Genomic DNA, 23,449 nt, shown 5'->3' on the forward strand with positions numbered 1-23,449 from the left:
GCTCGTGACCGGGCACAAGCTCTTCTTCGCGCTGCGGCCGGACGAAGAGACGGCCAAGCGCATTGCCGGCTTCGTCGTCGCCGAGCATGAAGCGCGAGGCCTGCAGCCGCGGCTGCGACCCAGCCGCGTCTTCCACATCACGCTGCACTACTTCGGCTACTTCGATGGCGAGCCCGATGCGCAGGTGGTCGAGAGTGCCGAGCGCGCCGCATCGGAGGTCGTCCGACCGGCCTTCGACCTGAGCTTCGACGGTTTCAGCAGCTGGGGCCGGGAAGGCGCGACCAAGCATCCCTTCGTGCTGACCGGCGGCCAGGGCCTGGAGGCCGTGCGCGAACTGCGCGACGCCCTGGTGCAGCGCCTCCTCGCCCACGGCCTGCCGGCGCCCGAACATGACTATGAGCCGCATCTGACCTTGCGCTACGACAAGCGCAGGGCGCCCACCTGGCCGGTCGATCTGCCGGGCTGGATCGCCAGTGAATTCGTGCTGGTCAAAAGCCCCCAGGGCGAGACGCGGCACGAGGTCATGCGTCGCTGGCCCCTGCAGGGCTGAGGCCTGTTCCTACAGGCCCTGAAGCCGCCGGCCGACGGGCGGCGGGCCGCGGATCGCTGACGATGCGCCATCCCTGCAAGCGGAGGCCCTCATGATCCTCAAGCCCATTCTTGCCGTCCTCGCCACCTCGGCCCTGGCGATGAAGCTGGTCCAGCACCTGGGCCACAAGCATCAGCAGCGGCGCGTGCGCCACGACGGCCAGCAGCACCGCGAAGACGTCAACCGCTGGGAGGCCGAGGGCGGCAATCTGCCCGCCACGCCGCCGGCGGCCAAGGCACCGGCCAAGCGCCGTGCCAGCCGAACCCGGCGCGTCAGCCCGTGACGATGGCCTGGGCCAGGGCCCGCACGCTCAGCGGTGCCGAGCCCTCGGCCTTGTTGGAGATGGTGACGAAGGCATCCTGGCCTGCGTTCGCCGTGCCGCGGACGATGCGGGCCAGTTCGGCGCGGGTCTCGGGATCGGGGTCCAGCATCTCGTTGAACTCGCCGTAGCGCTTCTCGGCTTCTTCGTAGCCGTAGGGGCCGTGCAGGCGGTTCAGGTTCCAGCGCACCACCAGCGGCCCCGGCCACAGGGCGCGCAGCAGCGGCAGTTGCTCCGCCAGCGTCGGCAGCTTGGGGTGCAGGCCGACGCAGTAGCGTGCGCCGGCATCCTTCAGCAAGGCGACCAGGTCTGGCGTCAGCCAGGCAGCATCCCGGACCTCGACGGCGATGACGCCGGCGGGCGGCTTGGGCAGGCCCAGCAGCAACGCGTGCAGCAGGTCGAACTGCTCGTTCATGGTCGCCAGCCGCGGGCCGGGCAGGGGGCTGAGCTGGAAGACAAGGGCACCGATGCTGGAGCCCAGCCCTTCGTAGACCGGTTCGATGAAGCTCTGCAGCGCCGTCGCGGCGTCCAGGAACAACGGGTTGGGTTCCTGGCCACGGCCGTCCTCGCTGCGCACGAGCGCGTCGGTCACCAGGCTGGGCGCCTTGACCGTGAAGCGAAAGCCGGCCGGCACCTGCTGGGCATGGCGCTCGAAGTCGCTGGCCGCCAGTGGCCGGTAGAAGCCGCGGTCGATGCCGACGGCACGCAGCAGGGGATGGGCGGAATAGGCCGTGAGGCCGGTCTTGGACAGAGTCGCCTCGCTGTGCCTGCCGGACCAGACCAGGCCTTCCCAGCCGGGATAACTCCAGGTCGAGGTGCCGAGGTGGATGTGGGGCGACAACGACGCGGCCAGGGCCTGGTCTTCGGCGAGGGGCGGCGCCGCATGGACGCCGCGCTGCCGCTTCTCGGGCGGGCCGCCGAACAGCTCGTCCTGCATCAGAACATCAAGACCTTCAGCAGCACGATATTGACGGCCAGCAGCATCAGCGCGGTGGGCAGCTGTGCGCGGATGACGCCGTTCTTGTCCTTCAGCTCGAGCAGGGCGGCAGGGATGATGTTGAAGTTGGCGGCCATGGGCGTCATCAGTGTGCCGCAGTAGCCGCAGAACATGCCGATGGCGGCCATGACGGCCGGGTTGCCGTGATGCATGCCGAGCAGGATGGGGATGCCGATGCCGGCCGTCATGACGGGGAAGGCCGCGAAGGCATTGCCCATGACCATGGTGAAGAGGGCCATGCCCAGCGCATAGGCCGCGACGGCGATCAGCGAGTTGTCTACCGGGATGTAGCTCGTCGTGAGATGGGCGACGGCCTTGCCGACGCCGGCGTCGGTGAACAGCAGGCCCAGCGTGGCCAGCATCTGCGGCAGGATGACGGCCGGGCCCATGGTCTCCAGCAGGCGGCGCGATTCGCGCAAGGCCTGCATCGGCGTTTCACGCGTCATCCACAGCGCAGCAACCAGACCTGCCAAGGCGCCCAGGCCGACGCTGATCAGCGTGATGTTCTTGGTCTCGGCGATCAGCAGGCTGCCGACGTGCACGTCCTTCAGCGTCAGCGTGCCGACCAGGGCCAGGACCGTGATGGCCAGAATGGGCAGGAAGAGCTTGTTGCCCAGGCGGGCGGCGCTGGCCTGGCGCTCGGCCGGTTCGCGCGTGCCGTGCTTGCCCAGGGACACGCCACCCAGGCCGCCCAGGGCCGCGAGCATGACGACGATGAGGCCGCAGACCACCGGCGGCAGCAGGTCGCCCACCAGGTAGATGGCTGCCCACAGGGCCCAGAACAGGCCGCTGCTCCAGCGCTTGGTGTTGCTGCGGTCGCGCCAGGTCAGCCCCGCGACGACGAGCAGGGCAACGCCGGTCAGCAGGAACAGTTGGTCGAGCTTGAGGAGGGCGTTCATTTGGATTCCTCGGCGCGGGCGCGTGCGATGTCTTGCGGCAGGCGGTGGTCGAGGCGGATCAGGCGTGCGGCATGGATGAGGAAGGCGGCGATGGCCGTCGGAATGCCCCACAGCGCGATGTGCAGCGGGTCGGTGACGACGCCGTTCTCGGCCAGGAAGGTCTGCATCAGCACGATGGAGCCGAAGGCCACGAAGATGTCCTCACCGAAGAACAGGCCGACGTTGTCGGTCGCCGAGGCCATGGCCTTCCACTTGTCGCGAACGGCCTGCGGGATGGGGCCGTGGGTCTTCTCGGCGGCGGCTTCGGTCATGGGGGCGACGAGAGGCCGCACCATGGGTGCATGGCCGCCCAGCGAGGTCAGGCCCATGGCCGCGGCGAGTTCGCGGATGAAGAGATAGACGACGAGGAGACGGCCTGCCGTCGCCGAGCGGATGCTGGCGATCCAGGTCTGCGCTCGCTCGCGCAGGCCGTGGCGTTCCAGCAGGCCGATGATGGGCAGGGGCAGCAGCAGGGTCAGCGGCAGATTGCGCGTCTTGACGAAGCCGGTGCCCAGCTTGGCGAGGATGAGGTCCAGCGGCAGCTTGGCCGCCAGGCCGGTCGCGATGCCGGCGACGGCCACGACCAAGACCGGGTTGAAGCGCAAGACAAAGCCGACGATGACGACGGCGACGCCGATCAGCGGCCAGAGGGATACATCAGCGGTCATGGGAGCTCCTGGGTCAGGCGCGCAGTTCGACGCCGGCTTGGTTGAGGGACTGGTGGATGGCGCGGGCAAAGGCGAGGGCGTGTGGCCCGTCGCCATGCAGGCAGATGGTCTGGGCCTGCAGGGGAACGATTTCTCCGGTCACGGCCTGCACGACGCCTTCGCTCACCATGCGCAGGGTGCGGGCGACCGCTTGGGTCGTGTCTTCCACGAAAGCACCGGGCTGGCTGCGCGGCATCAGGCTGCCGTCGGCGCGGTAGCCGCGGTCGGCGAAGACTTCGGCGACGGCGCGCAGGCCGGCGCGCTCGGCGGCCTTCAGCAGTTCGCCGCCGGCCAGGCCGTAGAGGGCGAGTGACGGATTGACGTCGAGAACGGCGGCGGCGATGGCATCGGCGAGAGCAGGATCGCGCGCCGCCTGGTTGTAGAGGGCGCCGTGCGGCTTGACGTGATGCAGGCGGCCGCCGGCGGCGCGCACCAGGGCGTCCAGCGCACCGACTTGATAGATGACGTCGGCCCGCACTTGTTCTGGCGTCAGCTGCATCTCGCTGCGGCCGAAGTTCTCGCGGTCGGGGTAGCTGGGATGAGCGCCGATGGCCACGCCGCGTTCCAGCGCCGCCACCACCGTGGCCTGCATCAGCCGTGCATCGCCGGCATGCCAGCCGCAGGCGATGTTGGCGGAGCTGACCAGGGCCAGCAGTTCGGCGTCGTCGGGCGCGCCTTCGCCGAGGTCGGCGTTCAGGTCGACATGCATAGGGCAGTCCTCAGTTGATCCAGCGTGGCCTGGCGTTGGCGCAGCGCGTCGCGGGCCTCGTCCAGGGTGCAGGGAACGAAACGCAACGTGCCGCCCAAGCGCAACTGGCCCAGCTTCCACAGGTCGGCGCGGATGACGACGCCGATCTTGGGATAGCCACCGGTGGTCTGCGCGTCGGCCAGCAGGACGATGGGCTGGCCCGAAGGCGGCACCTGGATGACCCCGGGCAGCACGCCATGCGAGGCCAGCTCGCCGCCGCGCTCGCGCCGGAGTTCGGGGCCGGAGAAGCGATAGCCCATGCGATTGCTCTGCGGCGTGAGTTGCCAGTCGGCGGCCCAGAAGGTGGCGCGGGCAGCGTCCGAGAAATCGTCGTGCTCGGGACCGGGCAGCACGCGCACGCTGGCGTCCCACTCGGGTGGCTGGATGCCGATGCTGCGGGTGGGCAGGCGCGCCGGTGCGGCCAGCGGCAGCGCATCGCCGTCACGCAGGGCGCGGCCGTCGAACCCGCCGAAGCCGGCCTTGAGGTCGGTGCTGCGCGAACCCAGGGCCTCGGGCAGGGCGATGCCGCCGGAGACCGTCAGATAGCTCCGCATGCGCTCGCGCGGCGCGGCAAGCTTGAGGGTCTGGCCGGCCTGCACGCGGTGGCGCCACCAGGGCCGCAACGGGCGGCCGTCCAGCGTGGCGTCGACATCGGTGCCGGTGATGGCGACGCAGCAGTCGGCGTCCAAACGCAGCGTGGCCGGGCCGAGGGTGAACTCCAGGCCGGCGGCATTGATGTCGTTGCCGACCAGCAGATTGCCCCAGCTCAGCGCGATGTCGTCGACGGCGCCGCAGCGGCTGATGCCGCGGTCGCGCCAGGTGTCGCGGCCGAGATCCTGCACGGTGGTCAGCGGGCCGGCGCGCAGCAGCACGAGGCTCATGGACCCTCCGCGATGAAGCGCACGCGGTCGCCCGGCGCCAGCAGCGTGGGCGGCTCGGCCTGCGGGTCGAAAAGGGGCAGGGCGGTGCGGCCGATCAATTGCCAGCCGCCGGGCGTGACGAGGGGATAGATGCCGGTCTGCGCACCGCCGATGCCGACGCTGCCGGCCGGCACGGCCACGCGCGGCTCTGCCCGGCGCGGCGTGTGCAGGGATTCGTCCAGCCCACCCAGATAGGCAAAGCCGGGCTGGAAGCCGATGAAGTAGACGACGTAGTCGGCCGCGGTGTGGCGGCGCACGACTTCGTCGGTGGAGAGGCCGCAATGGCTGGCGACGTCGGCCAGGTCAGGTCCGTCATAGCTGACCGGGATCTCGACCAGGCGGCCGGCCTGTTGACGCTTCAACGGCTTGGCCCACAGCGCGCGCGCTGCCTGCTCCAGCGACGCCGCTTCGGTCCGCAGCGGGTCGAAGGTCAGGGTCAGGTTGTTCATGCCCGGGATCAGGCCCAGCACGCCTGTCGTCTGGGCCAGGCCCGCGCCGAGCTGCCAGATGCGCTGCTGGTGCTCCAGCGCGATGGCCCCGTCGACCGCGCAGTACAGCGCTGCCTCGCCCATGGGGCGAATCAGCAGGTCGGGGGACGAAGCGCTCATGTTGATGATTGAAAAACGTATACGATTTGTATTCGACTCGTGTTTATGATGTCAATCATGGTTCGCAGCATCGTGTCGTCTTCGCATCTGGTGTCGGACAAGAGCGCCGAGTTGTCGGAGTTCGAGTTCGGCCTCATCGTCGTCAGCAATGCCTTCAACCGCTGGATGGTGCGTTGCATGGCCGCCGCCGGCATGAAAGACCTGGCGGCCCTGGACGTGTCGCTGCTGCATCACGTCAACCATCGCGACCGGCAGAAGAAGCTGGCCGACATCTGCTTCGTGCTGAACGTGGAAGACACCCACGTCGTCGCCTACTCGCTGCGCAAGCTGGTCGGCCTGGGCCTGGTGCAGAGCGAGAAGGTGGGCAAGGAAGCCTTCTATTCGACAACGGATCAGGGCCAGGCCCTGTGCGAGGCCTACCGCGAGGTGCGTGAGCGCTGCCTGATGGAGGCCCTGGCCGACAGCGGCCAGCAGAACCAGGACATCGGCGACTGCGCCCAGTTGATGCGCCTTCTGTCGGGGCTCTATGACCAGGCGTCGCGTTCCGCCGCTTCCCTCTGAGCCCGGCCCTAAACTGCCGGCGCGATGACAGAGCCGCCTATCCTTTTCTCCCCCGCCGACGAGTTCGCCATGCGCCAGGCGCTGGATCAGGCGCACAACGCCTGGCTGGTGGGCGAGGTGCCGGTGGGTGCCGTCATCGTTCGCGCCGGCCAGGTCATCGCGACCGGCTACAACCGCCCCATCACGACGCACGACCCGACGGCCCATGCCGAGATCGTGGCCCTGCGCCATGCGGCCACGCTGCTGGAGAACTACCGCCTGCCGGAGTGCGAGCTCTTCGTGACGCTGGAGCCCTGTGCGATGTGCGCGATGGCGCTGATGCATGCCCGCTTCAAGCGCGTCGTCTTCGCCGCGGCCGATCCCAAGACCGGCGTGGCCGGCTCGGTGATCAACCTGTTTGGCCAGCCCCAGCTCAATCACCACACGCGCATTGAAGGCGGGCTGATGGCCGAGGCCTCGGCCCAGCTGTTGCGCGACTTCTTCGCCGAACGCCGCGAGGCCGCACGCGCACGCCGCGCCGAGCGGCAAGGGATCATCCCGACCGGCGAAGCGACCCACCTGGACGAAACCTGATGACCTCACTCACGCTGTTCACGCCGTCCGGCGTGCTCGCCAAGGCCGAGAACCTGAAGCGCGCCGCCAAGCGGCTGACGAAGCTCGGCTTCGAGGTCAGCATCGACGCCGATGCGCTGTCCAAGCACCAGCGCTTTGCTGGCGATGATGCGACCCGGCTGGCGGCCCTGCACCGCGTTGCCGACGCGGCGCCTTCGGTGGCCCTGGCGACGCGCGGTGGCTACGGCCTGACGCGCCTGCTCGACCAGCTGGACTGGAATCGCATCGCGAAGAGTGTCGAGCGAGGCACGCGCTGGGTCGGCTACAGCGATCTCACTGCCCTGCAGAACGGCCTGATCGCGCGCCACAAGGGCTTGTCCATGTGGGCCGGGCCGCTGGCCTGCGACGACTTCGGCCGCAGCGAGGCCGACGGCGGTGTCGACGAGATCACCCAGGACTGCTTCACCGAGGCCATGAGCGGCGCACTGGAGGCCGTGGGCTTCCGTGCGCCCACTGCCGAATTCGACGGCCTGGAAGCGCGCGGCCGGCTCTGGGGCGGCAATCTGACGGTGCTGTGCTCGCTGCTCGGCACGCCGCACTGGCCCAGAATCAAGGGCGGCATCCTGTTCCTGGAAGACATCAACGAGCATCCCTACCGCGTCGAGCGCATGCTGCTGCAGCTGCAGCAAGCCGGCGTCATCGACAGCCAGGCGGCGGTGCTGCTGGGCGACTTCAGCGGTGCTGCCAAGTCGCCGCTGGACCGGGGCTACGGCATCAAGGACGCCGTCGCCATGCTGCGTGCGCGCACCCGGACGCCGGTGCTGACCGGCCTGCCTTTTGGTCATGTGCGCACCAAGGTCTGCCTGCCGGTGGGCGGCACGGTGGAGCTCTATGTGCAGGGCCGCGAGGCCATCCTGGGCTGGCAGTCCGACCCGCGCCTGGCGCATGCCGCGCATCATCAGCATGATGAAAACTGCGGCGACGACTGCGGCCACGACCATCACTGAAGTCACCCCGGGTTTTCCTCGCCGCCTTTACGGCGCGACGGGGCCTGTATAGACGAGTGGCCCGACTATCATCCCGACATCGCCTCGGCCTGCCGAGGCGCTTGTCTTTCGAGGGTTGGCGTTGGGTGCATTGGGTGGTTGGATCAAGGTAGGCTTGGGCGCGTTGGCGCTGCTGGTGCTTTCCGCTTGCGACAACAGCCCCCACCCGCATGGCGCCGAGCGCGAGAACACGCTCTACATGGCCTTCGCCGAGCGCTCGCCGCGCTATCTGGACCCGACCTCGTCGTATACGGCGCCCGAAAGCACCTACACCTACGAGATCAGCGAGCCGCCCTATGGCTACCACCCGCTGAAGCGCCCCTACACGCTGATCCCGCGTGCCGCGTCCGAGATCGCCCAGCCCTACTACCTCGACGCCCAGGGCAAGCGCCTGCCCGACGATGCGCCGGACGAGCAGATCGCCGAGGCGGTCTACGACATCGCCATCAAGCCGGGCCTGAAGTGGTCGCCCCATCCGGCCTTCGCCAAGGACGGCCAAGGCCATTACCTCTATCACCACCTCAAGCCCGGCGAGCTGGGCGACAAGCGCAGCCCCTTCGACTTCAAGCAGCTGGATACGCGCGAGGTGGTTGCCGAGGACTTCGTCTACGCCCTCAAGCGCCACGCCAACCCGCGCATCGAGACGCCGCTGCAGGCCGTGTTCGCAGAGCATGTGTTGGGCCTGAAGGACTATGTCGCGCAGTTGAAGCGCGAGAGCGCCAGGCAGCTCGAAGGCAGCCCCGAGAACCTGGCCGACAAGCCCTTCCTGGACTTGCGTCAATGGCCGCTGGCCGGCGCCCAGGCCGTGGGCGACCACCTGCTGCGCATCCGCCTCAAGGGCCGCTACCCGCAGTGGCGTTTCTGGCTGGCCACCAACTTCACGGCCGCCGTGCCTTGGGAGGTGGACGCCTTCTACGCTCAGCCCGGCATGGCGGCCAATTCGCTCACCTGGAACCAGTGGCCGGTGGGCACGGGCGCTTTCATGATGACGGAGTATGTGCAGGACCGCCGCCATGTGATGAGCCGCAACCCCAACTACCGGGTCGAGACCTATCCCTGCGACGGCAGTCCCGGTGATGCCGAGGCGGGCCTGCTGGCGGACTGCGGCAAGCGCATTCCCTTCGTCGACAAGGTCGTCGCCATCAACGTCAAGGAGAAGGTGCCGATCAAGGAGCTGTTCAAGCAGGGCTACCTCGACCTGCCCGAGATGGACCGCGCCGACTGGGGCGTCAACCTGGCGGTGGATCGCGACGACTCCGACGAGGTCAAGGCCTTCTTCGAGCAGCGCGGCTTTCGCCTGCCCATGGATGTCGACATCAGCAGCTGGTACCTCGGCTTCAACTGGCTGGACCCCGTCGTCGGGCGCGGCGACACGCCCGAGCAGCAGAAGCGCAACCGTGCCCTGCGCCAGGCCATCTCCATCGCCATCGACTGGGAAGAGGGCTATGGCCGCATCTTCCGTGACCGTGGTGGTGACGTCGCCTACGGTCCCATCCCGCCCGGCGTGTATGGCTCCAAGGAGGGCCAACCGGGTGAGTTCAACCCGGTCACGCACAAGCTCGTCAACGGCAAGCCGGTGCGCCGGCCGCTGGAAGACGCCTTCAAGCTGATGGCCGAGGCCGGCTATCCCGATGGCCGCGACGCCAGAACCGGCAAGCCCCTGGTGCTGAACTACGACTTCCAGCGCGTCATCACGCCCGAGCTGAAGGCCGAGAACGACTGGATGGTGCGCCAGTTCGCCAAGCTCGGCATCCAGCTCGACATCCGCGCCACCGACTTCAACCAGTTCCAGGAAAAGATCCTCAAGGGCAAGCACCAGATCTTCTGGTGGGGCTGGTTCGCCGACTACCCGGACGCCGAGAATTTCCTCTTCCTGCTCTACGGCCCCAACAGCAAGAGCCATCACGAAGGCGAGAACACGGCCAACTATGCCAACCCGGAATTCGACCGCCTGTTCCGCAAGCTGCAGTCGCTGGAGGACGGGCCCGAGAAGACGAAGGTGATGGCGCAGATGAACGACATCGTGCGCGCGGATTCGCCCTGGGCCTGGGGCTTCTGGAGCTACTCGGGTGTGGCCTTCCAGCGCTGGGTGCACAACGGCAAGCCCGGCGTCGTCGTGCGCGACCGCGCCCGCTATCTGCGCGTGGATGCCCAGGAGCGCACCCGCAGCATCCACGAATGGAACCAGCCGGTCTGGTGGCCGCTGCTGTTGCTGGCCGCCGGCGGCCTGGCCATCCTCGTCGCCACGCGCCGTGCCTGGCGCGCCCGCGAGACGGCGACGGCGGTGAAGGTGGAGGAGGCCGCCTGATGCTGGGCTTCGCACTGCGCCGCCTGGGCTATGGCCTGGCCATCCTCATCGGCGTCAACCTCTTCACCTTCCTGCTGTTCTTCTCGGTCAACACGCCCGACGACATGGCGCGCCTGAACATCGGCGGCAAGCGCGTGACGCAGGAGCAGATCGAGAAGTGGAAGCAGGAGCGCGGCTATGACAAGCCGCTGTATTTCGACGAGAGCCGGCAAGGCAGTGAACGCCTGACCCACACCATCCTGTGGGAGCGCTCGGTGTCGCTGTTCGCGCTGGACTTCGGCAAGAGCGATGCGCGCCAGGCCGTCAACATCGGCCACGAGATCAAGGTGCGCATGGGCGTCAGCCTGCGGCTGGCCGTGCCCCTCTTCATCCTGCAGGTCATCGTCAGCATCGCCTTCTCGTTGCTGCTGGTGTTCTTCAGGCACACCCGCATCGACTTCTGGGGCGTCGTGCTCTGCGTGCTGATGCTGTCGATCTCCAGCCTGTTCTACATCATCGTCGGCCAGTTCCTGTTCGCGCGCCTGCTCAAGCTGGTGCCCATGAACGGCTTCGCGCCGGGGCTGGACGCCATGCGCTTCCTGGTCCTGCCGATCTTTCTGTCGCTGCTGTCGCGACTCGGCGGCGAGGCGCGCCTGTATCGCGCCATGTTCCTCGAGGAGATGGGCAAGGACTATGTGCGCACCGCACGTGCCAAGGGCCTGAGCGAGGGCAGGGTGCTGAGCCGCCATGTGCTGCGCAATGCCCTCATCCCCATCATCACCAGCGCCGGCAGCTATCTGCCCTATGTCTTCCTCGGCAGCCTGGTGTTCGAGAGCTTCTTCGGCATCCCGGGCCTGGGCGCCTTCGTCATCGAGGCCATCACGGGCCAGGACTTCGCCATCGTGCGCACCATGGTCTTCCTCGGCGCGCTGCTCTACATCGCCAGCAATGCGTTGATCGACATCGCGTACACGTGGGTGGATCCCCGCGTCAGGCTCTCATGAAGTTCGTGCTGCTCTGGACCGACCTGGCGCTGTGGCTGATGACCGCCGCGGGCCTGGGCTACGCCTGGAGGGTGAGGACGCAGGCTCATCTGCGTGCAACCTGGCAGCGCGTGCTGCGGGACCCGGTGGCCGCCTGCGCCGGCGTCGTCATGGCCCTCTTCCTGCTCGTCACGCTGGTGGACAGCTTCCACCTGCGCCGCGCCCTGCCGACGACGGATGGCAGCACGGTCTACGACACGCGCACGCAGTCGGCCCTGGACCTGCTGCTGGAGCGCCAGATCGCGATGCGCGAGGTCAGCTACTCGGTGCCGCTGGGCGCGCACGGTTTCAACAAGGAGAGCCTGATCGACGCCGGGGGCGAGGTGCGGCGCGACTACCCGCGCCTGGCATTCGGTGGCGCGCATCTGGCGGATCCCGCCATGCAGTGGGCCGGCGACGTCGCTGCCCGTGCCGGCGTCGGCCTGGCCTGCGGCCTCGTTGTCGCCCTGGTCCTGGTGGCGCTGACCGCCGCCGGCCTGGCGCGCCATCACGGCGGCTGGCGCCCGGCTCTGCGCGACCTTGCCGCCGACCGCACCTTCTACCCGTTGCGCGCCATGCTGCTGACGCTGGCCGTCGTCCTGCTGCTGGCCGGCCCCGTCATCGCGCTGATGCCGCACTACCACGTGTTCGGCACCGACCGCACCGGCAACGACGTCCTCGTGCAGGCGCTGAAAAGCGTGCGCACGGCCTTCGTCATAGGTGCACTGTCGACGCTGGCCACCCTGCCCATCGCCCTGCTGCTCGGCGTGCTGGCGGGCTATTACAAGGGCTGGGTCGACGAGGCCATCCAGTACGTCTACACGACGCTGAGCTCGGTGCCCAATGTGCTGCTGATCGCCGCCTGCGTGTTGATGGTGCAGGTCTTCTTCGACAAGAACCCCGAGCTCTTCGAGACGGCTGCCGAACGCTCAGACGTGAAGATGCTGATGCTTTGCCTCATCCTCGGCCTGACAGGCTGGGCCGGCCTGTGCCGCCTGGTGCGGGCCGAGACGCTGAAGCTGCGCGAGCTCGACTATGTGCAGGCCGCGACGGCCTTCGGTGTCGGCGACCTGCGCATCATGGCCCGCCACATCGTGCCCAACGTCATGCACCTGGTGCTGATCACCGTCGTGCTGAGCTTCTCCGAGCTCATCCTGTACGAGGCCGTGCTGACCTATGTCGGCGTCGGCGTCGATCCGGTCATGAACAGCTTCGGCAGCATGATCAACCTGGCCCGCGCCGAGATGTCGCGCGACCCCATCGTCTGGTGGAGCTTCGCAGCGGCCTTCGGTTTCATGGTCAGCCTGGTGCTGGCGGCCAATCTCTTCGCCGACGGCGTGCGCGACGCCTTCGATCCCAAGGCGCGTTCGGCCCGGCCGCGCCTGTTCCGGCGCAGCCAGGGGGCCGTCGATGCTTGAGATCGACGACCTGAAGGTCCAGCTCGATGCCGACGCCGGCCTGGTGCGCGCCATCGACGGCATGCACCTGGCGTTGTCGCGCGGCGAGACCTTCGCGCTGGTCGGCGAAAGCGGCTGCGGCAAGAGCATGACGGCCCTGGCCCTGATGCGCCTGCTGCCCGAAAACGGCAGCGTCGCCAGCGGCAGCATGCGCCTGGATGGGCAGGACCTGCTGGCACTGCCCGAGAGCCGCATGCGCCAGGTGCGCGGCGGGCGGGTGTCCATGATCTTCCAGGAGCCGTCGACCAGCCTGAACCCCGTCATGCGCGTCTGCGACCAGATCGTCGAGGCCATCGAGGCGCACACGGCGCTGCGCGGCGCGGCGGCGCGGGCCAAGGCCATCGACTGGCTGCAGCGGGTCGGCATCCCCGAGCCGCAGCGTCGCATCGACGACTACCCCTTCCGCCTGTCCGGCGGCCAGAAGCAGCGGGTCATGATCGCCATCGCACTGGCGGCCGAGCCCGACTATCTGATCGCCGACGAGCCGACCACGGCCCTGGACGTGACCATCCAGGCACAGATCCTCGACCTGATCCGCGACCTGCAGCGCGAACGCCAGCTCGGCGTGCTGCTGATCACCCACGACCTGGCCGTCGTCAGTGGCATGGCCCACCGCGTGGCGCTGATGTATGCCGGCCAGATCATCGAGGTCGCGCCGGCGGCGGAGTTCTTCGCCCATCCCAGGCATCCGTACGCCCGGCTGCTGCTGCAGGCCCTGCCGGACGCGGCGCGCCGCGATGCGCCGCTGGCGGCCATCGCCGGCACCGTGCCGCCGCTGTGGCTGGACTTCACCGGCTGCCGCTTCGCGCCGCGCTGCGACAAGGCCATGGGCCATTGCGCGACCATGCCGCCCGCGCTGACGGAGGAAGGCCCGCGCCACCAGGTGCGCTGCCTCCTCTACAGCCAGCCCGGCGCAGCCCTGCCTCGCGAGGTGGCGACTCCGAAGGCGTTGCCGCCTGCGGCAACGGGGGAGGGCGCTCCCCTGCTCGATGTGCGCGATCTGCGCGTGCGCTTCGCGCTGAAGGCGCCGTTCTTTCATCGCAGCCCGCGCCATTTCGATGCGGTCGACGGCATCAGCCTGCAGCTGCATGCCGGCCGCACCCTGGCTCTGGTCGGCGAATCCGGCTGCGGCAAGACCACCTCGGGCAAGGCCATCGTGCAGCTGCTGCGCCGCCAGGCCAGCATCAGCGGCCAGGCCCTGTTCGAAGGCCGGGATCTGTTCCAGCTCCACGGTCCGGCTCTTCTGGAGGCCAGGCGGCAACTCCAGATCATCTTCCAGGACCCCTTCGCGTCGCTGAACCCGCGCCTGCGCGTGGCCGACCTGCTGGAGGAGGGCCTGATCGCGCTGCGCCCGGACCTCGACGCGGGCGCCCGCCGCGAGCGCCTGCACCGCCTGGTCGACCAGGTCGGCCTGCGCCGCGATGCGCTGCAGCGCTGGCCCCATGAGTTCTCCGGCGGCCAGCGCCAGCGCATCGCCATCGCCCGGGCGCTGGCGGTCGAACCCCGCCTCATCGTCTGCGACGAACCGACGTCGGCGCTGGACGTCTCGGTGCAGGCCCAGATCCTCAACCTGCTGCGCGAATTGCAGCGCGAGCAGGGCTTGGCCTACCTCTTCATCACCCACAACATCGGCGTCGTCGAATACATCGCCGACGAGGTCGCCGTCATGCAGGCGGGGCGGGTTGTCGAGCGCGGAAGTTGTGAAGAAGTTCTCAGACAGCCTTCAGAAAGCTTTACGCAAGCTTTACTCAAGGCTGTGCCCAGGCTCATTTCTGACCCGTCGCGCCGCGACAACGGCTAGGGGTTTTACTCTAGGGGTCGTAACTCCTGGAAACCCTTGTAAATCAATGGCTTACTGCGCCCCCCCATGGCTCTAGGGACATCTACGGGGCGGGGCGAATGTTGCGCCCGCACAAACTTCCGGCACCCCAAATCTGAGCTGATCGCTCAGGCCAAGGATTGGCCTCATCGGGCCAGCACGCCTCACCACCAAGGCGGGCATCCATCCATTCAGGAGTGTCCATGTTCAAAACAACCACCATCACTGGCGCCATCCTGGCGCTGGCCGCAACAAGCGCGCTGGCCCAGGAAGCACAAAAGCTGGAACGCATCGAAATCACGGGTTCGAGCATCAAGCGCGTGTCCGCCGAGACCTCGCTGCCGATCACGACCTTCAACCGCGAGGAAATCGCCCGTACCGGCGCGACGACCGTCCAGGATCTGGTCCAGACCCTGCCGTCCAGCTTCGGCGGCGGCGTCGTGGCCAACAACGTCGGCGCGACCGGCGGTGCCTCGACCGCCAACCTGCGCGCCCTGGGCCCCAAGTACACGCTGGTGCTGCTGAACGGCCGCCGCGTGGCCAACTTCGCCTTCGGCAACAACCCCGTTGACCTGAACTCCATTCCCCTGGCTGCTGTCGAGCGCGTTGAAATCGTGCGTGACGGCGCCTCGTCCACCTACGGCGCCGACGCCGTTGCCGGCGTTATCAACTTCATCCTGAAGAAGGACTATCAGGGCGCTGAAGTCACCTGGGCCGAGTACAAGTCTGACCAGCACGGCGGCAACGTCGACAATGTCAGCGCCGTGATGGGCTTCGGTGACCTGGCTGCCGACAAGTACAACGTCATGCTGACGGCCGGCCGCGAAGAAGTCTCGCCCGTCAAGGCGCGTGACCGCAGCTTCGCCAACACCGCCGTCCGTCCGGACCTGGGCATCAACAAGTCCTCGCCCCGCAACGGCGTCCCGAACCTGAACTTCACGGACACCAAGGGCAACAAGTACACCGGCGTCAACCCGCTGCGCTACACCGGTTGCAATGCACCCGAGTTCGGCCTGGCCACCTTTGGCGTCCCCGCCAGCGCCACGCAGTGCGGCACCGACTACGTCAAGTTCATCGACCTGGTGCCCGAGCAGTGGCGCGCCAACTTCACGGGCCGCGCGGTCGTCCAGCTCCCGGGCGACAACCAGCTCATCGTCGAGGGCATGCACAACCGCGACCGCCAGCAGTCGTTCTACTCGCCGGCGCCCTACACCAAGCCGATGTCGTATCCGACGACCGGCCGCTTCTATCCCAAGAGCATCACGCTGCCCAAGGGCATGACCCTGCCGGCCGGCTACACGATGCCTGACGGCAGCAAGCTGGCTGCAGCCACGGTGCTGGCCAACGACATGGTCGTCACGCCCACCGGCAACCTCACCGGCACCTGGCGTACCGTCGCCGGCGGCGGCCGTTCCGACATCACCGAGACCGAGACCGACCGCCTGATGGTCGGTGCCAAGGGCTCGATCGCAGGTTGGGACTACAACACCGGCCTGACCTTCTCGCGCAACAAGGGCGAGATCTTCTTCGGCCCGGGCAAGTTCTCCTATGCCAAGCTGACCCCGCTGGTCAATTCGGGCCAGATCAACGTCTTCGGTGCCCAGGACGCCACCAGCCAGGCCCTGCTCGACAGCGCCCTGCTGACCGGCACCCGCCAGCAGGCTGCCCAGTCCAAGTCCACCGAGTTCGACTTCACCATCAACCGCGAGCTGATGGAGCTGCCGGCCGGCCCGATGGCCATGGCGCTGGGCGTCACCTATCGCCAGGAAAAGCTGAACCAGATCTCCGACCCGGTGCTCGAGTCCGGCGACGAAGTCGGTGGCGGCGGCGCCGTGCCGACCGTCAGCAGCGGCCGCAAGGTCTATGGCGTGTTCGGCGAACTGGAAGTGCCCCTGGTCAAGGACCTGAGCATGAACCTGGCCGCCCGCTACGACAACTACAAGAACGACTTCGGCACCAGCTTCAACAACTTCAGCCCCAAGGCCAGCCTGCGCTGGCAGCCGAACAAGGACCTGGTCCTGCGTGGCTCCGTGGCCAAGGGCTACCGTGCCCCGACGCTGTATGAAAACCTGCGTCCCCTGACCACCAGCAACAACACGGCCGCCAACTGGAGCGACCCGATCCGCTGCCCGAACGGCGTGCCCATCACCAACACCATCAACCCCGTGGGCGAAGTGGTGGACGAGTGCCAGGTCCAGCTGACGGCCGGCACCGCGGGCGACCCCAACCTGAAGCCCGAGAAGTCCAAGCAGTTCTCCTTCGGCGTCGTGTTCTCGCCCGTCAAGGACATGACCCTGGGCGTGGACTACTGGAACGTCCAGATCAAGGACCCCATCGTCGCCAAGTCTGAAATCCAGGTGCTGAGCGATGCCGCCAAGTACAAGGACTACATCTACCGCTTCGACCCGGTGGCCGATCCTGACCAGGCGCATCCCATCAAGGGCAGCCAGAACAAGGACTTCCCGATCGCCTACGTCTTCCTGCCGTACGAGAACACGGACAAGACCTATGCTTCGGGCCTGGACCTGAACGCGGCCTATCGCACCAAGCTGGCTGGCGTGGGCACGGTCGGCTTCAACTTCGACGGCGCCCTGATGCTGACCCACGGCTATCAGTACACCGGCCTGGCCAAGACCGACGACCTCGGCAAGTTCAAGGACTTCGGTGCCGTGCCGCGCTGGCGCCATGCCATCACGGCCAGCTGGTCCAGTGGCATGTTCAGCGCTTCGGTGACGAACAACTACACCCACAGCTACGAGGACTACACCGACCCGACGGCCGTCGGCGCCAGCTACCCGCTGGTCCGCAAGGTTGATGCCTACTACACCTGGGACACCCAGTTCGGCCTCAAGCCCACCAAGTCGCTGTCGCTGACCTTCGGTATCAAGAACCTGCTGGACAAGGATCCGCCGGCTTCGCGTAACTCGCTGTACTTCCAGACCGGCTATGACCCGACCTACACCAACCCCATCGGCCGCCAGTTCTATGGCCGCATCAACTACAAGTTCTTCTGAGCTTGAGCTGATGGGTTGATGAGTGAAGCCGCGCCCCAGGGCGCGGCTTTTTTGTGTCTGCTTGCATGTAATCCGCCTGTCTCGCTTGCCCGGGTTAGCCCCAGGAAGTCGCGACAAAACGGACGGCTAAGATGCTTGCATGGCCAGGTTTGGCCGGGGGTGTAGTTTTGCTGCACCTGGTTCGTGGCGATGAAACGCGTGCCCGACGGCTGATTGCCACCGGGCGTTTTTTTTGGCTCGGGCAGGTGTAAAGAGGCCTTACACGCCGGCTGCACTGCGTGTTTTCGACGAGGCGGAATCGTTCTCTCCGCGATCTAGAATGCACGCCCTTCGGGAACCAGTTGACGGCAGGAACGCAACTTCCGCCGTGGCAGTGGCCGCTTTCCAAGAAGAGTCATTGACTGTGATTTGTAGTTGCAAGAAGGAGCGCGCATGAATTTTGCGCAGGAGAAGCAGGGCGCGTCCCGGTTCACGGGCTTTGGCGTCGTCGTCCTGATCCACGTCGTCGCCATCTACGCGCTGGCCAGCGGTCTGGCTCGCGATATCGTCAAGAAGGTCACCGGCCCCATCGACGTCAAGGTGATCGAAGAGAAGGTCAAGCCGCCGCCGCCGCCTGAGAAGGTAGTGCCGCCGCCGCCGGACATGAAGGCGCCGCCGCCGCCTTTCGTCCCTCCGCCCGAATTCCAGGTGACCGCGCCGACGCCGCCGGCACCCGCCATCGTTTCCACCCAGGTCCAACCGCCGCAGGCCGACATCCGTCCGGCACCGCCGCCGGTTGTCGCGGCTCCGCCGCCGGCCGCCAAGCCGACCAAGATCACGGCCGGCATGGTCTGCACCAAGATGGGCAAGCCTGAAGTGCCGTCCGTCAACTGGAGCGGCGAAGCCCTCTACAAGGCCGTGGCCACCGTCAAGGCGGGTCGCGTCACCTCTGTCGAAATCACCCCCTTGCGTGGTGGTGTTGACCGCAAGGCCCAACGCGCGATGACGCAAGCCATCACGCAGACGCTGCAGGACACCTACGAATGCCCGGGCGACCACGTGTTCGAGCAGGAGTTCCAGTTCAAGATCGAATAAGAGACCTCGCTTCGAACCCGGCGCCAGACCGGCGCAATCAGAACCGCATCAAACCAGAATTTTTCCTAGGAGTTGACTCCATGATTTCTCGCATCACCGGCTTCCTTGCCGCCATCGCCATGGCCGCGACCCTGGCAGTTTCGCCCGCTCACGCGCAAGACCAGAAGCCGGCCGACGCCGCCTCGGCCGCCGCTGTCGACGCTGCTGCTGCTCCCGCTCCCGCTGCTGCTCCTTCGAAGCCTGCTGAGAACCCGTACAGCCTGACCAACATCCTGGCCCACGGCAACATCGTCGACCAGGCCGTGCTGGTCCTGCTGGGCATCATGTCCATGGGCTCGTGGTACATCCTGGTCGTCCGCCTGTGGGACACCAGCAAGCTGGCGTCCGAAGCCAAGGAAGTCCGCGCCACCTTCTTCAAGAAGGCCAGCCTGGCTGACGGCGTCCGCAGCCTGAAGGAAGAAAGCGCCTTCCGCTACATCGCCACCGCCGCCATCGAGGCTTCGGAGCACCATGAAGGCGCCCTGACCGAGAACATCGACCACAGCAGCTGGGTGACGATGAACGTCGACCGCGCCGTCGCCGACGTCAACTCCAAGATCTCGGGCGGCCTGGGCTTCCTGGCTACCGTCGGCTCGACGGCTCCCTTCATCGGCCTGTTCGGTACGGTGTGGGGCATTCTGAACGCGCTGACCGCCATCGGTCTGGCAGGTCAGGCTTCCATCGACAAGGTGGCAGGCCCCGTGGGCGCCGCCCTGATCATGACCGCCATCGGTCTGTTCGTCGCCGTCCCGGCCGTGCTGGGCTACAACTGGCTGGTCAACCGCAACAAGAGCGTCATGAGCCAGGTCCGTTCCTTCGCCGGCGACCTGCACGGCGTGCTCATGGGCAACCGCGCCGTCAAGCGCTAATCCCTGAGCTGAAGCTCATTCAGGAGCCAATGCCATGGGCATGAACGTCGGATCCTCTTCCGGCGATGAAGATGTGGTCTCGTCCATCAACACCACGCCCCTCGTGGACGTGATGTTGGTGCTCTTGATCATCTTCCTCATCACCGTGCCGGTGGTGACGCAATCGATCGCGGTGAACCTGCCAAAGGAAACCAACATCGTCCGCGTCACCAAACCGGAAAACATCGAAATCTCGGTCAGCAAAGGCGGCGACGTCTACTGGGGTACCAAGCTGGTTCCTGACATGGAGGAGCTGGTCAAGCGCCTCGGCAAGGAATCGGTCAAGAACCCGCAGCCCGAGGTGCACATCCGCGGCGACGACAAGTCGCGCTACGAGTCGGTCGGTCGCGTGATCTTCGCCTGCCAGCGCGCCGGCATCATGAAGATCAACTTCGTCACCGAGCCGCCGGCTCGCGGCGGTTGATCCCAGGAGTCGAATAATGGGAATGAATGTTGGAAGCTCGTCGGGCGGCGGTGAACCCGAAGTCATGATGGACGTCAACACGACGCCGCTGATCGACGTGATGCTGGTGCTGCTGGTGATGCTCATCATCACCATCCCGATCCAGCTGCACACGGTCAACCTGGACATGCCGCCGCCGAGCACGACGCCGCCGACGGAAGACCCCGTCGTGCACACCGTCATGATCGACTTCGATGGCACCGTCTACTGGGACGAGAACGCACTGCCGAACAGCACGGACGCCGTCAACGCCAAGATGCAGGAAGTCGGTGCCATGCCGCTGAGCCAGCAGCCCGAAATCCACATCAAGCCGAACAAGCTGGTGGACTACGGTGTCGTTGCTTCCGTGATGGCTTCGGCCCAGCGGAACAACGTCAAGAAGATGGGCATGGTCGGTAACGAGCAATACGTCAAGTGACGTCCTCGGGACCGCTGACCACGATACTGTGATGCGCGCTGCCCGAAAGGGCGGCGCGTTTTTGCTTTGCAGGAGAGCAGATTGAAGACTCTGAAAACCATGGTGGCCGTCGCCGTTGGCGCCCTGGCCCTGTCCCTGAATGGCGCCCCCGGCGCCGAGTTCGGATTCAGCCAGGCCGCCGCCCAGGACAGCGTGCGCAAGGAAGTCGGCGCGCCGCTGACCGACGCCAGCAAGTTCGTCAAGGCCGGTAAGTACAAGGAAGCCCTGGCCAAGCTGCGTGATGCCGAAGCCATCGGTGGCCGCACGGCCGCCGAGACCAACGCCATCGAAGGCGTGCGCTTCTCCGCCGCCATGGGTGCGAACGACCCCGACACCATGGCCCGCTCGTTCGACGTGCTGAAGGCCAAGCTCGGTGGTCCGCAGCAGCTGCAATACATGGAAGCCATCGCCGGCACCTATCTGCGCGCCAACAACGCGCCGAAGGCGCTGGAATGGGCCAACAAATACTTTGCGGCCGGCGGCAGCAGCCCGGCGGTCAAGCAGATGCAGCAGCAGGCCCAGTTCAAGTCGGGCGACATGACGGCCGTCCTGAAGGACACCATGGCCGAGATCCAGGCCGACGAGAAGGCCGGTCGTGCACCGACCCAGGACAAGCTGAACATCCTGCTGTACGCCGCCCAGAAGAAGGGTGACGCCGCGACCGAGTCCTACGCCATCGGCCTGCTGCTGAACCACTATCCCCGCAAGGAGCTGTGGGCCCAGGTGCTGGGCGGGCTGCAGGGCAAGAAGGGCTTCTCGCCGCGCTTCGCGCTGGACGTCTATCGCCTGCAACTGGCCACGGGCAATCTGCGCACGGCGGACGACTACATGGAAATGGCCCAGCTGGCTGCCCAGGCGGGCTATCCGGACGAAGGCAAGAAGGTCGTCGAGCAAGGCCTGGCCGCCAACATCCTGGGTCAGGGCGCCGAGGGGGCACGCCACAAGCGACTGATGGACCTGATGGTCAAGAAGTCCAATGAGGCCAAGGCCGGCGCGGCCGCCACTGAAAAGGCGGCCAACGACGCCAAGACCGGTGACGAACTGGTCAAGCTGGGCCTGTCGCGCGTCTTCGCCGGCGACAAGGCCGGTGGCCTGCAGTTGGTCGACGCCGGCATCGCCAAGGAAAACTTCACGCGTGCCGACGACGTCAAGCTCTACCAAGGCCTGGCCTACTACAACGCCGGCGAGACCGCCAAGGCCCAGGCCGCCTGGCGCGCCGTGAAGGGCACCGACGGTTCCGGCGACCTGGCCCGCCTGTGGCAGGTCCAGGCGCGCAGCGCCAAGAAGTGATGAGCCGGCGGGCCTTGCCCGCTGCGCCTCACCCCAAGCAAAAGGCCCCGTCGGGGCCTTTTTTCATGGCTGCGCGGTGCCGGTCTTCACTTCGGCGCCATGCGGATGGCGCCGTCCAGGCGGATGACCTCGCCGTTCAGCATGTCGTTGGTGACGATCTGGTGCACCAGCTTGGCATAGTCCTCGGGCTTGCCCAGGCGGCTCGGGAAGGGGACGCTGGCGGCCAGCGCGTCCTGCACTTCCTGCGGCATGCCGAACAACATCGGCGTGCCGAAGATGCCGGGGGCGATGGTCATGTTGCGGATGCCGTTGCGCGCCAGGTCGCGGGCGATGGGCAGGGTCATGCCGACGACGCCGCCCTTGGAGGCCGCATAGGCCGCTTGGCCGATCTGGCCGTCGTAGGCAGCCACCGAGGCCGTCGAGATCATCACGCCGCGCTCACCGGTGGCTTCCGGCTCGTTCCTGGACATGGCTTCGGCGGCCAGGCGGATCATGTTGAAGCTGCCGACCAGGTTGACCGTGACGGTCTTGCTGAAGGCCGCCAGCGGGTGGGCGCCGTCCTTGCCGACCGTCTTGATGGCCGGGGCGATGCCGGCGCAGTTGACCAGGCCCATCAGCTTGCCCAGACCCGTGGCGGCGGCCACGGCGGCCTGGCCATCGGCCTCCTGGCTGACGTCGCACTTGACGAAGACGCCGCCGATTTCGGCCGCGACCTGCTGGCCGCGCTCGACCTGCAGATCGGCGATGACGACCTTGGCGCCGTGGGCCGCGAACATGCGGGCCGTACCTTCGCCGAGGCCCGAGGCGCCGCCGGTGACGATGAACACCTTGCCTGCGATTTCCATGATGAGGATCTCCTGGTTGACGTAAACGTCAATTGTGGACGACAAAAAAGCCGCGAGGCCAGAGGCGCCGCGGCTTGTTTGGGGTGAAGGGCGCTCAGGCCAGTGCGGCCAATGCCTTCTTCATGATGTCGTCGACCGAACCCACGCCTTCGATGCGGCGGTACCTGGGTGCATTGGCGTCGCCGGTGGCGGCCCATTGCGAGTAGTAGTCGACCAGGGGGCGGGTCTGGGCCGAGTAGACGTCCAGGCGCTTCTTGACGGTCTCTTCCTTGTCGTCTTCGCGCTGGATCAGGTCCTCGCCCGTCTCGTCGTCCTTGCCGGCCACCTTGGGCGGGTTGAACTTGACGTGATAGGTGCGGCCCGAGGCCACGTGCACGCGACGGCCGCTCATGCGTTCGATGATGGCGTCGAAGGGCACGTCGATCTCGAGCACATAGTCCAACTTCACGCCGGCGGCCTTCATCGCGTCGGCTTGCGGGATGGTGCGCGGGAAGCCGTCGAACAGGAAGCCCTTGGCGCAGTCGTCCTGGGCGATGCGTTCCTTGACCAGGCCGATGATGATGTCGTCGCTGACCAGGGCGCCCGAATCCATGACGGCCTTGGCGGCCAGGCCCATGGCGGTGCCGGCCTTGATGGCGGCGCGCAGCATGTCGCCGGTGGAGATCTGCGGAATGCCGAATTGCTTGCAGATGAAGGCAGCTTGGGTGCCTTTGCCGGCGCCGGGTGCGCCCAGAAGGATCAATCGCATGGGTCTCCTCGTCATGTCGGGACTTGGTGGAAAGTCCCTTT

Annotated in this window: 23 protein-coding genes; 15 read left to right on the plus strand and 8 right to left on the minus strand. The window is 67.0% G+C overall.

Annotated elements, in window-relative coordinates:
• Nucleotides 1–4: 4 nt before the first annotated feature.
• Both AC3WOE_RS00875 and AC3WOE_RS00880 read left to right on the plus strand, forming a co-directional pair.
• Nucleotides 5–550, plus strand: a complete 546-nt coding sequence (locus AC3WOE_RS00875) for a 2'-5' RNA ligase family protein (RefSeq protein WP_492687610.1) — start codon at nt 5–7, stop codon at nt 548–550.
• Between the two features lie 91 nt (nt 551–641).
• On the plus strand, nt 642–872 hold the full coding sequence (locus AC3WOE_RS00880) for a hypothetical protein (protein ID WP_492687611.1): 231 nt from the start codon (nt 642–644) through the stop codon (nt 870–872).
• Here the strand turns inward: AC3WOE_RS00880 and AC3WOE_RS00885 are convergent.
• From AC3WOE_RS00885 to pxpB, 6 genes are read right to left on the minus strand one after another with little or no spacing between them, the layout of a single operon-like run.
• Nucleotides 862–1,845 carry a DUF72 domain-containing protein gene (locus AC3WOE_RS00885; protein ID WP_492687612.1) on the minus strand — a complete coding sequence of 328 codons (984 nt, stop codon included), beginning with the start codon at nt 1,843–1,845 and terminating at the stop codon, nt 862–864. The genes AC3WOE_RS00880 and AC3WOE_RS00885 overlap by 11 nt on opposite strands.
• Entirely contained in the window at nt 1,845–2,804 is a 960-nt protein-coding gene (locus AC3WOE_RS00890) for a DUF979 domain-containing protein (protein ID WP_492687613.1), read from the minus strand. The genes AC3WOE_RS00885 and AC3WOE_RS00890 overlap by 1 nt, the downstream gene beginning before the upstream one ends.
• Nucleotides 2,801–3,511, minus strand: coding sequence for a DUF969 domain-containing protein (locus AC3WOE_RS00895; RefSeq protein WP_492687614.1), 711 nt, complete (start codon nt 3,509–3,511; stop codon nt 2,801–2,803). The genes AC3WOE_RS00890 and AC3WOE_RS00895 overlap by 4 nt, the downstream gene beginning before the upstream one ends.
• Nucleotides 3,512–3,524: 13 nt before the next feature.
• Complete coding sequence (gene pxpA / locus AC3WOE_RS00900; protein ID WP_492687615.1) at nt 3,525–4,259, minus strand: 5-oxoprolinase subunit PxpA; 735 nt, start codon at nt 4,257–4,259, stop codon at nt 3,525–3,527.
• Nucleotides 4,244–5,179 (minus strand): 5-oxoprolinase subunit C family protein, encoded by a 936-nt coding sequence (locus tag AC3WOE_RS00905; protein ID WP_492687616.1) that lies wholly within the window; start codon nt 5,177–5,179, stop codon nt 4,244–4,246. Before AC3WOE_RS00905 ends, pxpA begins: the two co-directional genes overlap by 16 nt.
• The gene (gene pxpB / locus AC3WOE_RS00910) at nt 5,176–5,826 is read right to left on the minus strand and encodes a 5-oxoprolinase subunit PxpB (protein ID WP_492687617.1); all 651 of its coding nucleotides are present in this window, start codon (nt 5,824–5,826) and stop codon (nt 5,176–5,178) included. The genes AC3WOE_RS00905 and pxpB overlap by 4 nt, the downstream gene beginning before the upstream one ends.
• 57 nt (nt 5,827–5,883) lie before the next feature.
• On the opposite strand from pxpB, the gene AC3WOE_RS00915 reads away from it, so the two are divergent.
• The 13 genes from AC3WOE_RS00915 (at nt 5,884) to AC3WOE_RS00975 (ending at nt 21,815) form a co-directional block, all read left to right on the plus strand.
• On the plus strand, nt 5,884–6,387 hold the full coding sequence (locus tag AC3WOE_RS00915) for a winged helix DNA-binding protein (protein ID WP_492687618.1): 504 nt from the start codon (nt 5,884–5,886) through the stop codon (nt 6,385–6,387).
• 24 nt (nt 6,388–6,411) lie between these two features.
• Entirely contained in the window at nt 6,412–6,960 is a 549-nt protein-coding gene (gene tadA / locus AC3WOE_RS00920; RefSeq protein WP_492687619.1) for a tRNA adenosine(34) deaminase TadA, read from the plus strand.
• Nucleotides 6,960–7,946: an LD-carboxypeptidase gene (locus tag AC3WOE_RS00925; RefSeq protein WP_492687620.1), complete on the plus strand. Its 987-nt coding sequence runs from the start codon at nt 6,960–6,962 to the stop codon at nt 7,944–7,946. The genes tadA and AC3WOE_RS00925 overlap by 1 nt, the downstream gene beginning before the upstream one ends.
• Nucleotides 7,947–8,121: 175 nt before the next feature.
• The gene (locus AC3WOE_RS00930; RefSeq protein ID WP_492687621.1) at nt 8,122–10,293 is read left to right on the plus strand and encodes an ABC transporter substrate-binding protein; all 2,172 of its coding nucleotides are present in this window, start codon (nt 8,122–8,124) and stop codon (nt 10,291–10,293) included.
• A complete protein-coding gene (locus AC3WOE_RS00935) occupies nt 10,293–11,276 on the plus strand; it encodes an ABC transporter permease (protein WP_492687622.1) in 984 nt (327 codons plus the stop codon). The genes AC3WOE_RS00930 and AC3WOE_RS00935 overlap by 1 nt, the downstream gene beginning before the upstream one ends.
• Nucleotides 11,273–12,712 carry an ABC transporter permease gene (locus AC3WOE_RS00940; protein ID WP_492687623.1) on the plus strand — a complete coding sequence of 480 codons (1,440 nt, stop codon included), beginning with the start codon at nt 11,273–11,275 and terminating at the stop codon, nt 12,710–12,712. The genes AC3WOE_RS00935 and AC3WOE_RS00940 overlap by 4 nt, the downstream gene beginning before the upstream one ends.
• Nucleotides 12,705–14,552 (plus strand): ABC transporter ATP-binding protein, encoded by a 1,848-nt coding sequence (locus tag AC3WOE_RS00945; RefSeq protein WP_492687624.1) that lies wholly within the window; start codon nt 12,705–12,707, stop codon nt 14,550–14,552. The genes AC3WOE_RS00940 and AC3WOE_RS00945 overlap by 8 nt, the downstream gene beginning before the upstream one ends.
• A gap of 221 nt (nt 14,553–14,773) precedes the next feature.
• The gene (locus AC3WOE_RS00950; protein WP_492687625.1) at nt 14,774–17,584 is read left to right on the plus strand and encodes a TonB-dependent receptor plug domain-containing protein; all 2,811 of its coding nucleotides are present in this window, start codon (nt 14,774–14,776) and stop codon (nt 17,582–17,584) included.
• Between the two features lie 432 nt (nt 17,585–18,016).
• Complete coding sequence (locus AC3WOE_RS00955) at nt 18,017–18,658, plus strand: hypothetical protein (protein WP_492687626.1); 642 nt, start codon at nt 18,017–18,019, stop codon at nt 18,656–18,658.
• A gap of 80 nt (nt 18,659–18,738) precedes the next feature.
• Nucleotides 18,739–19,566: a MotA/TolQ/ExbB proton channel family protein gene (locus AC3WOE_RS00960; protein ID WP_492687627.1), complete on the plus strand. Its 828-nt coding sequence runs from the start codon at nt 18,739–18,741 to the stop codon at nt 19,564–19,566.
• A gap of 34 nt (nt 19,567–19,600) precedes the next feature.
• The gene (locus AC3WOE_RS00965; RefSeq protein WP_492687628.1) at nt 19,601–20,029 is read left to right on the plus strand and encodes an ExbD/TolR family protein; all 429 of its coding nucleotides are present in this window, start codon (nt 19,601–19,603) and stop codon (nt 20,027–20,029) included.
• A gap of 16 nt (nt 20,030–20,045) precedes the next feature.
• The gene (locus AC3WOE_RS00970; RefSeq protein ID WP_492687629.1) at nt 20,046–20,486 is read left to right on the plus strand and encodes an ExbD/TolR family protein; all 441 of its coding nucleotides are present in this window, start codon (nt 20,046–20,048) and stop codon (nt 20,484–20,486) included.
• Between the two features lie 81 nt (nt 20,487–20,567).
• The gene (locus tag AC3WOE_RS00975) at nt 20,568–21,815 is read left to right on the plus strand and encodes a hypothetical protein (protein ID WP_492687630.1); all 1,248 of its coding nucleotides are present in this window, start codon (nt 20,568–20,570) and stop codon (nt 21,813–21,815) included.
• A gap of 86 nt (nt 21,816–21,901) precedes the next feature.
• Here the strand turns inward: AC3WOE_RS00975 and AC3WOE_RS00980 are convergent, their stop codons facing one another.
• Nucleotides 21,902–22,660 (minus strand): 3-hydroxyacyl-CoA dehydrogenase, encoded by a 759-nt coding sequence (locus AC3WOE_RS00980; protein WP_492687631.1) that lies wholly within the window; start codon nt 22,658–22,660, stop codon nt 21,902–21,904.
• A 94-nt stretch (nt 22,661–22,754) separates the two neighbouring features.
• Entirely contained in the window at nt 22,755–23,408 is a 654-nt protein-coding gene (gene adk, locus AC3WOE_RS00985) for an adenylate kinase (protein WP_492687632.1), read from the minus strand.
• Nucleotides 23,409–23,449 lie beyond the last annotated feature (41 nt).

It is taken from the genome of Roseateles sp. FW305-36, assembly GCF_058787015.1.